Raw genomic sequence first — 15,225 nt, 5'->3', positions numbered from 1 at the left:
CGACTCCGCAATTGAAAGTAAGGCATTACAGTGTATATGCTTGAATTTTGATGCTAGGGCAAGCAGGACTCCTCCTGCACCATTCCGCCAGGGAGTTAGTATGCGAATCGAAAAAGTTCGGGTCGAGGGTTTTCGCCTCCTCCAGGATGTTGAAATCATGTTGGAAGATACTTCCACAGTGATCGTGGGCCGCAATAACAGTGGAAAAACATCTTTCACGGAGATTTTTGAAAGATTTGCCAGTGATAGCGGAGCGCGGTTCCGTCTTGAGGATTTTTCACCTGCTCAGCGTGATAAATTTCTCAAGGCTAGACGACTAAGGGAACAAGGCGCTAAAACAGAGGATATCCTTGCAGCACTTCCAACCCTATCTCTCACTCTTACCTTCCGCTATGACAGTACAGCTACAAATCTTGGCCCACTTACCCCATTTATCATCGATCTTGATACAGATTCAACAACTGCGATTGTGTGTATTGAATACAAAACCTCTCCAGCAAACCTCAACATTTTATTTGATAACCAACCTGCACCAGACGGTGTTGAACCAAGGGCGTACTTCTTTCGTTCATTACGAGAAACATTGCCAAAGGCATATAGCACCCATGTTTCAGCTATAGACCCAACCGATCAAAAAAATAGACGTAGCTTTGAAGGCTCTACTGATTTAGCAACATTAATGCAGTGCAATTTTGTTAGAGCACAAAGAACTCTCGATCATGCTAAGCATGGTGATGCCGATGTGATAGGTAAATTACTCAATACTCTTTTTAAAACAGCATCCACTCCAACTGCGGCTTCAAGAGATCAGGAACTTGCAGGTAAATTAAGAGAATCCGTCGAAGATGTTGAACGCAGTATGCAGGGAAGTTTCGATGAGATGCTAAAAAGTCTGCTCCCCGCAATGGAAGTTCTCGGCTTTCCAAGTCTCAACGACACCGAGCTTCGACCTGAAACCTCATTGAACGTTGAGGCGCTCCTTACTGGTCATACAAAGGTTGTATACACAGGTATTGATGGAGTGCATCTCCCAGAAGGCTACAATGGATTAGGAACACGAAACCTCATTTACATGCTCTTACAGCTCGAAACTTACCATAAGTTATACAGAGCAAGACCTGTGTGTCCGGCTACACATCTCATTTTCATCGAAGAGCCAGAAGCGCATTTGCATCCTCAAATGCAAGAGGTATTCATAGCTCAGCTTAATGCCGCCATAAAAAAACTGTCGGCAAGCTATCCGAATGAGCCGGTGTGGAATGTACAGTTCATTATTTCGACACATTCACCCCACGTTGCAAATGCAGCATCCTTTGAAGCAGTGCGGTATTTTCTCAATGAAACACCGGCCCCTAAAAGACCTCGTCAGACAAAAGTTAAAGATTTCAAAAAGGGATTAGGCTGTATCTCAGCTGAAGACCAAAATTTCCTGCACCAGTACATGACGCTGACCAAATGTGATTTGTATTTTGCAGATAAAGCCATTTTGGTTGAGGGAACAACTGAAAGGCTGCTAATGCCAAAGCTATGTGAATTAGTTGATCAGTCGCTAGACGACAAGCACAAGTTGGCCAGACAGTACATATCTAATGTCGAAGTGGGTGGTGCTTATGCGCACATTTTTTACCCATTATTGGATTTCCTCGAACTTAAAACATTGGTCATAACGGATATCGATTCAACCCAGCCGGTGGAAAAACTAAATAAACGAGGAATAAAAACCACGACTTGGGAAAAATGCCCTGTCGCAGTGGGCCAGCGTACATCAAATGCAGCAATCAAAAACTGGTTTCGCCCCAAAGAGCACCCAGATAAAGAACAATGGCATATCACACCTGCAGAGCTGCTTTCAAAAACTGCCGCTGAAAAAATAAAAGGATTCCGCCGCATTGCTTATCAGATAGCAGAAAACCCGGAAAAAGGAATCAGTGCACGAAGCTATGAAGATGCACTTGTTCTGGCAAATCCAGGGCTGTTTACGTGGACAGGAGAGCAGGATACAGCGAATGAAGCATGGGAAATTGCCAAGACACTGGAGAAAGCAGATACAGCTTTGCGATTCGCCATTCGCGAGAAAGAATGGACAGTGCCACGTTATATCCATGAAGGTCTAATCTGGCTTTCAGAACCACCTCCCCAGCCAGAAAAAATCAATGAAGCACTAGCAGCTCCGGAGGTTATATGACAGAGGGCAAAGGCAATCCTGCGCTTATAGCAGCAGAAGAAGCACAAAAAAAAATCAATGATGCCCTAAATGCAAGACAAAGCTTTCGACTGGAGGCGGGGGCTGGTGCAGGCAAAACCTATTCGCTTGTAGCCGCACTGAAGCGTTTGATTGAAGAGCAAGGGCCCACTCTCGTACGGTATGGGCAAAAAGTGGCTTGTATTACCTATACTGAAGTTGCCCGAAATGAAATTGCACAGGAAATCGAAGAGCATCCAGCCATTCTGGTTAATACTATTCATGGTTTCTCATGGGCATTCCTGCGCCCATTTCAGAAAACATTGCGTGAGCTCCTCGGGGAAATGGAGGATAAAAAAGAAAAGATTGAGCAAGGCGGTGGTATTGGAGCAAAGTCGGTGGAATATGATATGGGCTTCTTTGGAGTCGACGAGAACAGAATTTCGCTGAGTCACGATGACATTCCGAATATGATGGCAAAACTTTTGCAACGGGATAAATTCCGACAGATTTTCAGCCAGCAGTTTCCGGTGCTCTTTATCGATGAATATCAGGATACTCATCGTCAATTTATGGAAGCAATTACTGAATACTTCCTAAAACCAGCTACGGGTCCGCTAGTTGGCCTCTTTGGCGACCATTGGCAAACTATTTACAGAAGTGAGTACGAACTTGCAGAATATCCTATCAAAGAGATTGCGAAAGGTTCTAACTTTCGTTCAGTTCCTGCTATTGTAAATGTGTTAAATAAGTTACGCCCTGAGCTATGCCAAGAAGTTCATAACCCTGAAGCAAAAGGTGAGGCTCGATTCTTCCACACTAATAACTACAAAGGAGAGCGAACCAATGACAGGCACTCCAAAGATGATCTACTTTCCGATCTGGCTCGACAGACACGTGTATCGTTAATGAAGAGACTACAGACTGAGGGATGGGACCTAAGTAAAACAAAAGTGCTCATGCTCACCCACAACGTACTTGCTGCTGAGCAGGGTTATCCAAGCATCGTCGAGATATTCAATGGAAGAAATGATCTCTTTGCCAAAAAAGAAGATCCTGTCATCAAATTTTTTGCTGAAAATGTAGAACCTATGTGTGAGGCCTATTGCACATCCCGTTATGGTGATATGTTTAGGATATACGGTTCTGGACCAACAATAACTCAGCATCAGGATAAAGCACGCTGGCGTAAAGATATGGATATTCTAATAGAATTGCGTGAAGAAGGGACTATCGGACAAGTCATTGATCACCTGAAAATAACTAGGCGTCCGGCTCCACCAGATCGTGTATTACGTCGAGACGAAGAATTTAACTCTCTGAATGGTGCTCTGGTGCCAGAAGGCTCATCTGCACTTGATAGATACAGCAAGCTCAGAGACATTCCCTATAAAGAAGTTATTGAGATTGCTAAATTTATTGAAAAGCAGACTGCCTTTGCAACACAACATAGCGTCAAAGGGGCAGAATTTGAGAACGTTCTGGTCATACTTGGTGGAGGATGGAACCATTACAACTGGCCACAACTTCTGGAACTCATCAAAACTAAAGCTTTGACCGCAAAAAATACAAAAGGATTTTATCGCGCCCGCAATCTGTTTTATGTTTCCATCTCTCGGCCAATGATAAGACTTGCAGTACTTGCTACACAGACCATGTCAGATAAAGCCTTAGAGGCTATGGAAGACCTTTTCGGAAGTGAAAATATTGAAGGACTTACTTTTCTATAACCTATATAGTTAAGGTGTAGTCATATTGGCAATAACCATTAAATTATTGCCAATATCAATTCATAACTAACTTCAAGTAGTGAATACTTCACCATTCTACATAGATGTATAAAGCTGTCATTATTTTGACGGGAAGAGTATATTTACAACCATCCAAAAACCTGTGCATTCCCTCGAATCTTGAATTTTCTGTTGATATTTCAGATGTATTATTCCTAGCCAAAGGTTTTATATAAAAGATATTTTAGAGATTTAAAAACCAGTCTGGATCAACGCTCACTTTCTCAACGAGTTCTGTTCTCACTCCTAAGCTAAGTTCCTTAAGCTTATCAGCTAACTGATCACCATCAACCAAATCTATTGGGGCTACCCCGTCACGATTTGCTTCTTCAATAGCAGCTTTTGTGAAATTACCAGTTGTAATAAACATGCCTCTATCTGCCCGTCCCACAGTTGCACCTCGGAAATCTCGAATCTCTGGAGCCCCAACCGATCCCTTATATTTTTTACACTGAAAAGCAATGTGAAAACTCATCAAACCATTTATTCTAGCAATACCTTTACCATCTATGCCACCATCACCTGTGCGACCTGTAACTTCAACATGAATAAAACCAGATTCCCGTAAAAGCCTTTGCGTTAACCTTTCAAACGCATCAGGGGTCATCTCTTCAATCAATACGTGATGTAACCTTTCACGCCAAGCAAGCACCTCCTCAGGTGAGTCATCAATAGACAATTCAGGTTTACTGGGATCCGTTGTAGCCTGGCTAGCTTTTCGGTCTAATGTACGAACAAAATTTACGATTTCACGACTATCAATTTCCGGCGCTTGCTTCGCTTTGTCCGTTAACGCCCATACACCACGCGATGAATTCTCAAGATAACCCGCCTTTTTTAAGTAAGTGCGTGCCCAAGCTAAGCGATACCCAATCTCCGTCTGATTACTTTTCTCCGGGTTGTGTAAAATAGCCAATGTTTCTTCATCAAACTTTTCTATTTCAACCACAGTCTCATATATTTCATCGATGCTACCCGATCCCCCTAAGTCAACTAAGGCCTGCATTAAAGGGACCATGAGCTGATCATAGGTAACCATTTTCCCAGAACTCAATTGCTTTCCCCCCACCCAGACATCATCAATTCTGTGAAATCGCGACGTGAGAGTACGTTGGAGCAATCACGCCAATCTTTATCTGATGGATACATTGTCTCTGTATAGCGCAGGTCAAATCCATTAGCCTGTTTCTGGGCGTTAATATACTCATCCATTTTCTCACCCATAGTTTCAATATCTTCTATCCATTCATCACGGATGGTGTCAGGCAAAGAACCGAACAGGTTATAACGGTCCTGCATTCGTTCAGACAATTTCTCATAAACCTTTTCGTCCACGGTTTGCTCGTTGACAAGATTAAGCATGCTGACTTTTTCACGAACTTGGCCAAAGCGCTTGATGCGGCCAATACGTTGCTCTAAACGTGTTGGATTCCATGGCAAGTCAATATTGATCAATGTACCTAATGTCTGGAGATTCAGGCCTTCACATGCGGCATCTGTCGCAACCATTATCTCAAGTTGATGCTCAGCTACCATACGCTTAAGCATTTCTCTTTCAATATTGACACTTTCACCTTTTTGATAAAGGCGGCTGCGACCAGCACCAGCATAAAGACCTACGGCCTGTTTAGGATAACGTTCGGCAAGTGAGTCAGCGACCCATTTAGCGGTATCATAATACTGGCTGAAAATAATGACTCCAAATTTCAACCACTTTTCCTTCTCAAGGTAATAAATCACAGCGTTGAGTTTAGGATCTTCTTTTATATGCTCAAGTCTGGATATCATCCTTTCCAGAACCGCAATTTCATCTGGATTTTCGGCTTTAATCTCAATTAGCTGTTCATCGTTTTCCTCAAGAATAGTTCGCCCTTCCAATAGCATTCGGGCCGTACTTAATCCAGCAGCAATACTCGAGCAAATCCGTTGTTCCATAAGATTTTTCATAAAACCACTTCCCTTACCATTAAGAGCAAGGGCTTTACCAAAATGTCGTGCCTCTGCATAAGCTTGTCGGAAGTCCTCGCTTGTTCTCAAGGCTTTCCCTTCGAACAAAGTATTAAACTGGTGAACTTCCTTTGCCAACTCTCGATCAGGATGAACATCTACACCTATACGGGGCAAAAGACCGGCATCTTCAAGCGTTACACGTTTGCGCAAAACAATGTGACGGATCAATGGATTTTCACGCTGAAAGAAACTGGCACCAGCTATATCTCTGTCCAACTCCTCTTCAAGATATTCGATTGAGTCCTCTGAAAGATCAGAGAGCGTATTCTTTATATCCCATTTGTCATTTGGATAAATTAATCCCAAATCCTGACGAATAGAGCTAAATAAGCGTCGAGCATACTGTTCATTGGTTGAATCTACAACTGGTAAGGGTGACCGGAGAATCTCCCAAGCAAAACTGGTTTTGGTCACTCGCTGCTTACCTGACAGTATGGGTAAAACTTCTTGTGGGCGGTGCCATTTTGCATAATCATTGCCAAGAACGAAGTGACCACTTCCTTGATGTAAAATGCCAATTAAGTCCCACAAATCCTCTGGGCTTGTTTGAATGGGGGTTGCAGTGCCCAAAATGACATGATCTGAGCGTGCTGCGATTTCTCGCATGAAAGTAAGTAACTCGTTATGCGAGCCAGCATCTTTGCCGAAACCTTGTCTGCTACGCGCTTTATGTGCTTCATCCAATATAGCAACACCAAAATGCAATCCCAAAAGATGTTGCTTCTCTAATGAATCTCGCACCATTAGGCCCGTGGATACAATTCCTACGCGAAGCGGACACTTTGCAATATGCTCTTGTCCAGTTGGCGAGATGATTCTTCCTTCAGGATCTAACCAAGCTTTCTTTTGGGTATGCCACCTAGCACAAGGAATGCCCAGCTTATCAATCATCTCCACTTGCCATTGCTCACAAAGCGTAGCTGGAGCAAAAATAATAACGGGCTTGCGCTTCTTATTATCGCGATCACTAAGTAAACACAATGAAAGTGCAGCAGTTGCCATCGAAAGGGTTTTTCCAAGACCAACTTCATCAGCAATCAATAAACGTACAATGCCATGGTTATGGTAATGTCGAATGCACTCACTGACAAACCCTTGTTGCCAGGGCTGTAATGAAAATCCCTGCCGATAAAGAGGAGACTCGATCAGCGCTGCAGGAGCTATATCATCATCTTCAACAATATCTTCAAATAAAACCTCCCTGCGATAGCCTCGCCTTTTAACCTCACGAATAACCGCTTCAGGTAATGGGCGAGCAGCGTTCCACAAAAAATTGAACTCTTGTTCAATCCATTCCACACCTTCCGGGGATTCATCTTCCCAAAGAATTTCATAATGCCGTTGCCAGCCACTGCTGGTTTCGTTCATAGAACCAATGAAACCAACTTTTCGCCCATCAGCTAGCTCAATAACACCTGCTTTACCGTGCAAAAATCCACAAATACTGTCAGGAGCAACCCGGATGACTTGACCATGCTTAGTCAGAAAACGGTCAAGTCGACGATAGCGGTCGCGGTTGAGTAGACTTTCAGCTTCAAAGTCCTGCTCATTCCAGCGACCTATCATCTTGGACTCTCGAAGCTGAGCCACTTTCAGGTCATTAGGGTGAATATCTACATTGCAGACGATTTTTACATCTGGGATGGACTCGATGAGCTCGTTGGCTACCTCAAACAGCGAGCTTGTGAAGTAACCAGCTATACGCTTATAACTAAGGGCACCTTTAAGGTGCTCCAATAGGAAGCTGTTGTCGAGCCTATGCGTGCGTGATGAAAACCGTCGAATGCTCATTTGTATAGATTCCCCACCCCTGATATTAATTAAATAATTGATTCATTAATTCACAATTATCGAAGCTCATTTTTATCACTGCCCCAGCGCACGCATATTCTTCAGGCGCGCGCCTAATACTTCAGCTGCATCGCGGGTGGCTTTATCGGGAGCTTTATTTTCGATAAAGATTAATATATCGATCAATACTGGCCGAACTTCCATAAAATCTGGCAAGTCTAACTGCAACTGACCAATTATGATTTTAGGATCTTTTTCATCGAGTATCTGCTGCAAACCAATGATCAAATGGCCAAGCCAGCTTGCTCCAAGCTCAGTACTATCCGTTAGGTCACGTGAGGTAAACTCGGGTATTCTCTTCAACTGTGCCTTGTTGGCCGCCATATTACCCATAACCCTACTGTAATCCTCAACTCGAAAAGCTTTGGCAAAATTTTGGTAATTATCGAGCTTGGAAGCGCCTGTAGTTTCAATATCCATCATGCGCAAATAGAAGCGCTGAATACCGTTCATTTTTTGCCAAGCATTGGCAGACAAACCATCAGGTACTAATAAACTGTTAGCAGCTTCGGCCGCTTGTTGCACTATTTCATCCACAACGGTCATTTCACCCTTAGTACGTGGGCGCAGAGCAAAGCTGGTGACATCCTCACCACCAATATGGGTATAAGATGTCAGCACTTTGAGCGCTGCCGCGTAACCGGCCATTTGAAGATCAGAGTCGTTAAATACTGGTTCTCCGAGCTTGTCTTTAATCTCATCATTGAGATGCATCATGGTTTCGATCTGGCTCTTCACTTCTGCTCGTACTGCAGGTAATAACCGCTGCTTAAAGCCAGCATTTTCACCTGAGGCACGTTTGCGCAACATTAGAATGACTGTGCCTTGTACGTAACCACCTTTCTTGAGTTCAGTGCTAGTTTCAGTAGCAATATACCACGCACCGACAACCTGTAATCCAGAAGCCCAGAAAATGCCGATCATATCCGACCATACACTTATATCCTGATGGGTAAACATCACACACTGCATACCTCCATCGGTCATACGGTCTGCCATAGTTTTGTAGGCGCTGACCATTCCTTTGCGGAAACCATCGCCTGAGCCTTTGATAGCCAAAGCTCTACGGGAGTCCCATGTCCATTCATTGAATGGTTGGGGAGGATTTCTGCGTAACCAACCAATAAAAAATTCTGACATTTCATCATAATTTACTGCATCAGCATATGGAGGATCGGTGATCCATAAATCACAGCACCGATCAATACAAGCAGCTTCGTTGTTCTCAACATCCATGTGTCCTTTAACAACCATCGCTGCATTTGTTAAAAATAGGTAGTTTTTCCCAGTTACAAATGAACGAACGCCGTATGAGTAATTTGTATTATACGCCTGATTGTAGAACGTTTGAGTTATTGACTCTCTAGCCGCACCAGTACCATATCGACATAGTTTGCTTGACCAATCGAGCATTTTAGCCAGTGATAGATAAAGAGGTGCCTGCAATTCCATTGGTTGCTCAAGAATCTTTTTTTTGACAATACTTGCTATCAATAATTGCCTTGGAGAAAATAGATGATGCCAATATTGCCAACCACGCTCTCTTTTAGGTTGATCCGTATTGTAACCAGCCTCAATCTCTAAATCAGGAATAATTCCTTGCGCCTGCCACTCGCCAATATTTTCCTCGACAATGGATTCGATCTTACGTTCACGGGCTATATCTTCATCAGAAACAGAGGAAAAATATGTTTCCTGCCTACCCAAAGCCAAAGTATTCTTTGTGATCCATTGAATGGCATAAATTCTTTCTTGAAATACATCACCATGTGATGGCATAAAATCACTTTTAGACCATTTTCTTAACCTATTTTTTGTGGTTTTATCAGTATCTCTATAATCACCTCTAATGGTTTTTATTGGTGTACGATATGTATGCCCCTCTAATTCATAAACCATACACCCATCTTGAATAGTGCCCTTTTCTGCATTTTTAAGGATTTCAGGTGTTACGTCAGAAACAATGTCAATGCTAAATGTTTTTGAGTCATAATTAGGTCGAAGTTTTGCAATTACATTTCGACTTTTTGATACAACAAGGCTTGGTATAAGTGGAACCACCCACCCAGTCTCTGGACATTTTGTTTCAAGACAGCACAAATATGCTTTGGCTCGATTACCCTTGCTATCATGTTCTAGGCCAAGACTTGCTATCTCTTCTTCAACCGCATCAACTAGTTTTTGTTGAGCGTTTTCAATTTTTTTTCTTTCTTCGGTGGGTGCGCCAATAATATTGGTAGTACCCCATGTTAACATACATGCAATAGGGTTTAAGTCGCTTGCAAATGCATCACAACCAAGTCTCGCTGCCTCAAAAGGTATAGAACCACCACCTGAAAATACATCCCCGACTTTTGGTTTATGCCCAAACCTGAGAATTCCAAGCTGCCTAACCAACTCATCAAAACTGTACGCATTTATGGAAAATTCAGAAAGGTGAGTATTTACATGCCCCCAGATATGGTCATATAGCCAAACTTGGTCGCATTCCTCTGGGCGCTTGCATAACAATGATTTCTCTTCATATGTTGTCAATCCATCTAAGTATTTTTTAAATAGCGGTATTTTTTCATTATCATCAATATCTTTACGCCATCTAACTTTTAAACCTAACTCATTACTGTTAAAAGGTGCCTGTAATGCACTAACTTCTCTAAAATATTCATTGTCACCTTTTAAATTATGAGAAAAAAAATCCCACGGATTATGTAAGTCAATAGATGAAATAATATCTATTGGCTTAATAGAGCCTAAGGTTATTGCGCGTTTGGCTAAACTCTGTGGATCAAAACCTAGAAGCATTTCAAATAATTCTAGATCTTTTTCCCTATTATTTGTTTGAGGCAGCAAAGAACCCAAAATGATACTTCTGACCAATATGAGAGGCTTTCGGCCTTTCCAGTACGAACCTAGGCCAGTCAAAGTTTGACTTTGTACTGAAGTTCTTTCCTGCTGCGCTTCAAAAGAAATTTTTTGAACAGGATATACAGCCTCAATCAGCGATGGTGTATCCTTAAGCGCAAATGGAGCTAATTCTGCCATTTTCTCTTCATCTCCAAACAAGCTGGGCAAAGATAAGTTACCTTGCCCAGCTTGTAATCTATCAATTACATTTTTTAGACCACATGGGGTTTCTGCCAGAATCCAAACCACAAGCTAGATCTTTTTACCATATCCTAGCTCTTTCAGGCTCCGCCCTTGCAGATCCCTCCAAGCGTCCATACCACTGCGCGGATTTCCTGCTATCACACAAGCTGCCGCACTAGGACTTTTAAACAGATACTCATGTTCAAAGGAATAAACATCGCCTCGTTTCATTAGGATACCATCATCTAATAGTTTCTTCCGTAGGTCTCGGATAGCTGGACGCAATGATTTGGCTAGAGAAATATTAGCTGTTGATCCCTTTTTGACCAAAAATTCAGGGCTACTCATTTCGCCAATCGGATGCCCGATAGCCTTTGCCAGCTTGGCTTCAAACAAGAATAAAGATTCCTCTTCATTTGAGTTGGATAGAATTGGTTCATTGAATAATTGAGCATTAGACGCATCAAGAGATAATGAATCGTTACCACCGATATCGTGAGACAACACGCGGGTATTATCAGATAAGTTCAAGTCGCCATAACCGGCTGAAGGTTCCTTTATTTCGTGCAAAGTTGGTGCACGCTGACTATAAGAAACGCTGTTGTCCTGAGCGAATTGTATTTGCTCTGTTTGCACGATATCGCCAAGTGCGTGGCGCAAGGCAATACGCCAACCAACATCACGATCTTCAATTCCCCCAGTACTTTTGGCTGTCATGCCAAATAACCACCAACGTTCTTCTGGGGTAAGCGCTAACCAATTGCGTACTGCAACGGGAATATTATCAATTTCCATGCCCTCTATTGCCCAAGCAAGCACACAAATCTCCTTACCTAGCAAACGATCAAGCATATTCTCGCCTATTTGCCATGAGCTAGTTTCCAAGCCGTAGCTTTTCAAGCGAACGTTAAAAGCACGTTGCACTTCAGCGCGTATCGCTGTCCAGCGAATGCGGTCTAGCTGCACACGCTCAACCACAGAAAATTCTTCACTTTGCGCCTGCAAACCAAGATACTCACTAATTTGCACTTTACCGGTACTTGCCTTTGGAATGATCACTTTAAAGTGGTGAGGATCACTGCTAGCAGGCACACCGAAACCCAGCGTCGGATGCTTAACACCTGTCGTGGTTTTGTTTGATTGTGCCTTAGCCATATATCTAGTCTCTTTTTTAAGGGATTACTCTTCTTGAGCAATGTCACCAGGTTTCAACTCAATGCCAACTAACTTGGCGAACTCTTTAGCTTCAAAGCCATTTTCAAAATCGATACCCTCTCTCACGGCAATCGAGATATTAGCATCAGCTTCGTTCAATACATCCCGCAGACTATTTATAGTTGCCTCGATCATCGCAGCCGTGATTTGACGCTCTCCAAAGCGAACACCAACGGTGTTCTCCCCTTCACCGATCTCAATGCGAACACCTTTAAAGCGTGTGTTTTCTTGGTCTTTAAAGCGATTTAGCACCTTGAAGACCTTTTCTGTGGTATCGAGCGGCACACGCTTTCCACCGATTAAACTAGCTGGTTTGGTGTCATCTATCTGTACAGTTTTGTCGCCACTATGCTGTATAAGGAAATCTGCTGTTTTGGTTGCTTCACCTGATTTAGCGTAAACTAACAAGCGGATAGCATTAGAGCCAACGTCAAATGGAGCAATATAGGGTTGCCCATCTTTCGGATTCGAGCCGTCTAAGGTGTAATAAATCTCGGCTCTCGGCGTACACTGCAAGGTAACCTTTCGTTTATCTACGGAAGGTTCAATTTGATGTCTTATTTTTAGATCTGCAACCCAGCGCGTTGCTGGACCACACTCATATTTTCCGGTTGGATCGACAACTTTAAAATAAAGGGTACCTTCCCTCGTACTAAAATTTTCCAAATCATCAACTTTTGGGTCAGTATCTACTACTTCTGGTTTAGTCGAGAAATAGATAACTGGACTCTCGCCCGCGTTTCTCGGAGTCAAAGTGATCAGTGACTCTCCATTCTCTGGGCTAGTGCCTACCAACGTGACGTTAACACTGGTTTTTTCTTTCGGGAATGGCCCTTTTTCAATATAACCATCCTCCCCCATTCTCCAGCGCCCCTGCTTGAGAGCTGCTGCCCTGAGGGTATCCATTCCACTGCCGCCAGGCATCCAAGGCCAGCCTGAATTACATTTGGCACGATTGACGACATCCTTCCATGGGGTACGGCGGTTACTGGCACCAGAAGGCCAAAGTTCCGACTCAGCCATAGCAAAAAACTGAGTGAAATTCTTTTCCAAATCTGATGCTAATTTATAGTTAGCTCTTGGGTCTGCCATCAGTTTTTCAATTTGCACTTCAGCAGATTGGTCACCTTCCCCAACTTTTAAGCCATGATCAATTGTTACTTTAAGCAAACGTTCAGAACCATCAATCTCATCAATACCGGGAAAAAGAATTGTATTATAAGCTGCAGACAAGGCTTTGATAAAACGCCCTTCCGCTTCTTCTAACCTATCGCGAGCTTCCTCATATAAGCTATCGCCGGCCTTCAGACGTTTGGTAATTTGTTCGATGGCATACAGCTCACGCAGACGGTCTTCTACTGCATCAGCCATAATGCTGTCCTGCCCGGTAAGTACAAGTAAGTTGTTTTTTTCCTGCTGAAACTCAAAGAAATTAGTGAGTTCACTAGGCGGCACTTTGCCATCTGGCTTAATCACGATAAGGACACGAGGCCCACTTAGCTTGAGCTCATCCATACGAGGAAGAATCTGAACTTCCTGATAAACGTTGCGACGATTAGGATGAAGAATTCCTTTTAGCCTGTTAATTAGAGCTTGATCAATTTTTGGCTGCGGTAGTTCCTTCGCGTTACGTTCAATCTGGCGTGAAAGATTTTCTGTTTCTTTAATATAGAAACGCTGGTCTTCACGGTGCAAATACCAAGCTTGTTCACGTAGTTTTTGAAGTGCATCAAGGAACTCATCAGCTTTATGATTCGGCGCTGCTAAGAATTCAATCACTTCACTTTCCGACAGACCAATACGCCCCCCTACAGCACGAGACAATGACGCAGCAAGCAACAACGTCATTAGTTGGGTAGCCGCATCGTTACTGAGCTCGTTATTGATATTCTCGGCAATCGCATCCCCCTTATCAGCAATGTCTCTTGTGACGGCAGGAATCAGCTTTGGTGAAATTCTTTCAATTTCATCCTTCACTTGCTCATCATTGAGGTCCAAGTGCTGCGTACCGACAAGGAAAATGTCATCCTCTTGGCGTTGTTCAACACTCTTCAATAGTCGAGCTGTAAACTGCATCAAGCCGCGAGTCTGTCTGAACCCCTCGTTTTCTTTAAACAAAGCAACTAAATGTTTAAACGATGGATGGAAGGGGTAGGTCTCTCTAACTTGTTCAGCGATTTGTTCGATACTTGCTGCAACAATGTACCCACCGTCTTCTGCCTTTTTGATTTGCTGTGCGTATTCCTCAGCAACCTCATTAATGGTTTGCTCATCAGGCAACTCATCAATCAATCGCTTTTTAAGAATCTCATAAATTTCATTACCCGATAGTTGTACCGGGGTGATGGTCATCGATTGTCTGCGGGTTTCTTGCTGCAGGTTTGAAATTGCGTCTTTGAGTGTTTTAGTTTGAGCATCATAACTACCAGATAGGTTGGCAATGACGATACAGCAATTTGGGAGTTCTAATGCCGCACTCATTAAGGTACTAAGGCTGTACACTACCATGTTGGCGAGTGTACCTGAGCCGTATACTTGGGTACTTGCGTTATCAAGATAGGGAGGCAACTCGTCAATCATTATCAATGTTGGAGTATTGCCAATGATCTCCTTCCACTTTTGTTGGTCAACAGATTTAGGCCCATTAATCCAGTGCTGTTTAATTTTATCTGACTCACCGAGCTGGGTTGCAATATCCCCCCAGATGTAATTATCAGGATTATTTCGACCATTAAATGCAGCAATTCTCGCATTACCAAAATCTAAGCGCTCATTAAGATCCGCAGATAAGACCTCGGGACGTAAATGTTTGTGTTTTGCAAGCAGGCCTAACGCAATCATCATGTGAGTTTTCCCCCCCCCCATTGCTTGGGTGAGCTCAAACACAGCCTGGTCTGACTTACCAGACAGGCGAAGCATGCCTTCTCGAAAGAGTTGCTCCATGCCATGAGTAACATAGTTTCTTGAAAAGAATTCTTTGCCATCACCAGCATCGTTAATCAGATCAGCCAGATTCTCAATTCCCTGGCTCATTCTGTAATCCTTAATAACTGGATTAAAACGACACGCCTGCTTCACTGTCTTGATCAT

The 15,225-nt window shown here is 43.1% G+C and carries 7 protein-coding genes; 2 read left to right on the top strand and 5 right to left on the bottom strand.

Annotated features, from left to right (window positions below):
- Positions 1 to 100 precede the first annotated feature (100 nt).
- Complete coding sequence (locus tag OGY17_RS08680) at positions 101 to 2,185, top strand: ATP-dependent nuclease (RefSeq protein WP_286606915.1); 2,085 nt, start codon at positions 101 to 103, stop codon at positions 2,183 to 2,185.
- Positions 2,182 to 3,912, top strand: coding sequence for a UvrD-helicase domain-containing protein (locus OGY17_RS08675; RefSeq protein WP_286606913.1), 1,731 nt, complete (start codon positions 2,182 to 2,184; stop codon positions 3,910 to 3,912). The genes OGY17_RS08680 and OGY17_RS08675 overlap by 4 nt, the downstream gene beginning before the upstream one ends.
- 244 nt (positions 3,913 to 4,156) lie before the next feature.
- Here the strand turns inward: OGY17_RS08675 and OGY17_RS08670 are convergent, their stop codons facing one another.
- The 5 genes from OGY17_RS08670 to OGY17_RS08650 form a co-directional block, all read right to left on the bottom strand.
- The gene (locus tag OGY17_RS08670; protein ID WP_286606911.1) at positions 4,157 to 5,011 is read right to left on the bottom strand and encodes a restriction endonuclease; all 855 of its coding nucleotides are present in this window, start codon (positions 5,009 to 5,011) and stop codon (positions 4,157 to 4,159) included.
- A gap of 11 nt (positions 5,012 to 5,022) precedes the next feature.
- On the bottom strand, positions 5,023 to 7,773 hold the full coding sequence (locus OGY17_RS08665; RefSeq protein ID WP_286606908.1) for a phospholipase D-like domain-containing anti-phage protein: 2,751 nt from the start codon (positions 7,771 to 7,773) through the stop codon (positions 5,023 to 5,025).
- 75 nt (positions 7,774 to 7,848) lie between these two features.
- Positions 7,849 to 10,986: an anti-phage-associated DUF1156 domain-containing protein gene (locus OGY17_RS08660; protein ID WP_286606905.1), complete on the bottom strand. Its 3,138-nt coding sequence runs from the start codon at positions 10,984 to 10,986 to the stop codon at positions 7,849 to 7,851.
- A gap of 3 nt (positions 10,987 to 10,989) precedes the next feature.
- Positions 10,990 to 12,075, bottom strand: a complete 1,086-nt coding sequence (locus OGY17_RS08655; protein ID WP_134882364.1) for an anti-phage-associated DUF3780 domain-containing protein — start codon at positions 12,073 to 12,075, stop codon at positions 10,990 to 10,992.
- A 24-nt stretch (positions 12,076 to 12,099) separates the two neighbouring features.
- Positions 12,100 to 15,225: an anti-phage-associated DUF499 domain-containing protein gene (locus OGY17_RS08650; RefSeq protein WP_286606901.1), complete on the bottom strand. Its 3,126-nt coding sequence runs from the start codon at positions 15,223 to 15,225 to the stop codon at positions 12,100 to 12,102.

This window comes from Citrobacter sp. Cpo126 (assembly GCF_030332445.1).
GTDB classification, from domain to species: domain Bacteria; phylum Pseudomonadota; class Gammaproteobacteria; order Enterobacterales; family Enterobacteriaceae; genus Citrobacter; species Citrobacter portucalensis.
The sequence above is the reverse complement of the archived record's forward strand: the minus strand, read 5'-3'. Positions and strand labels throughout refer to the sequence as shown.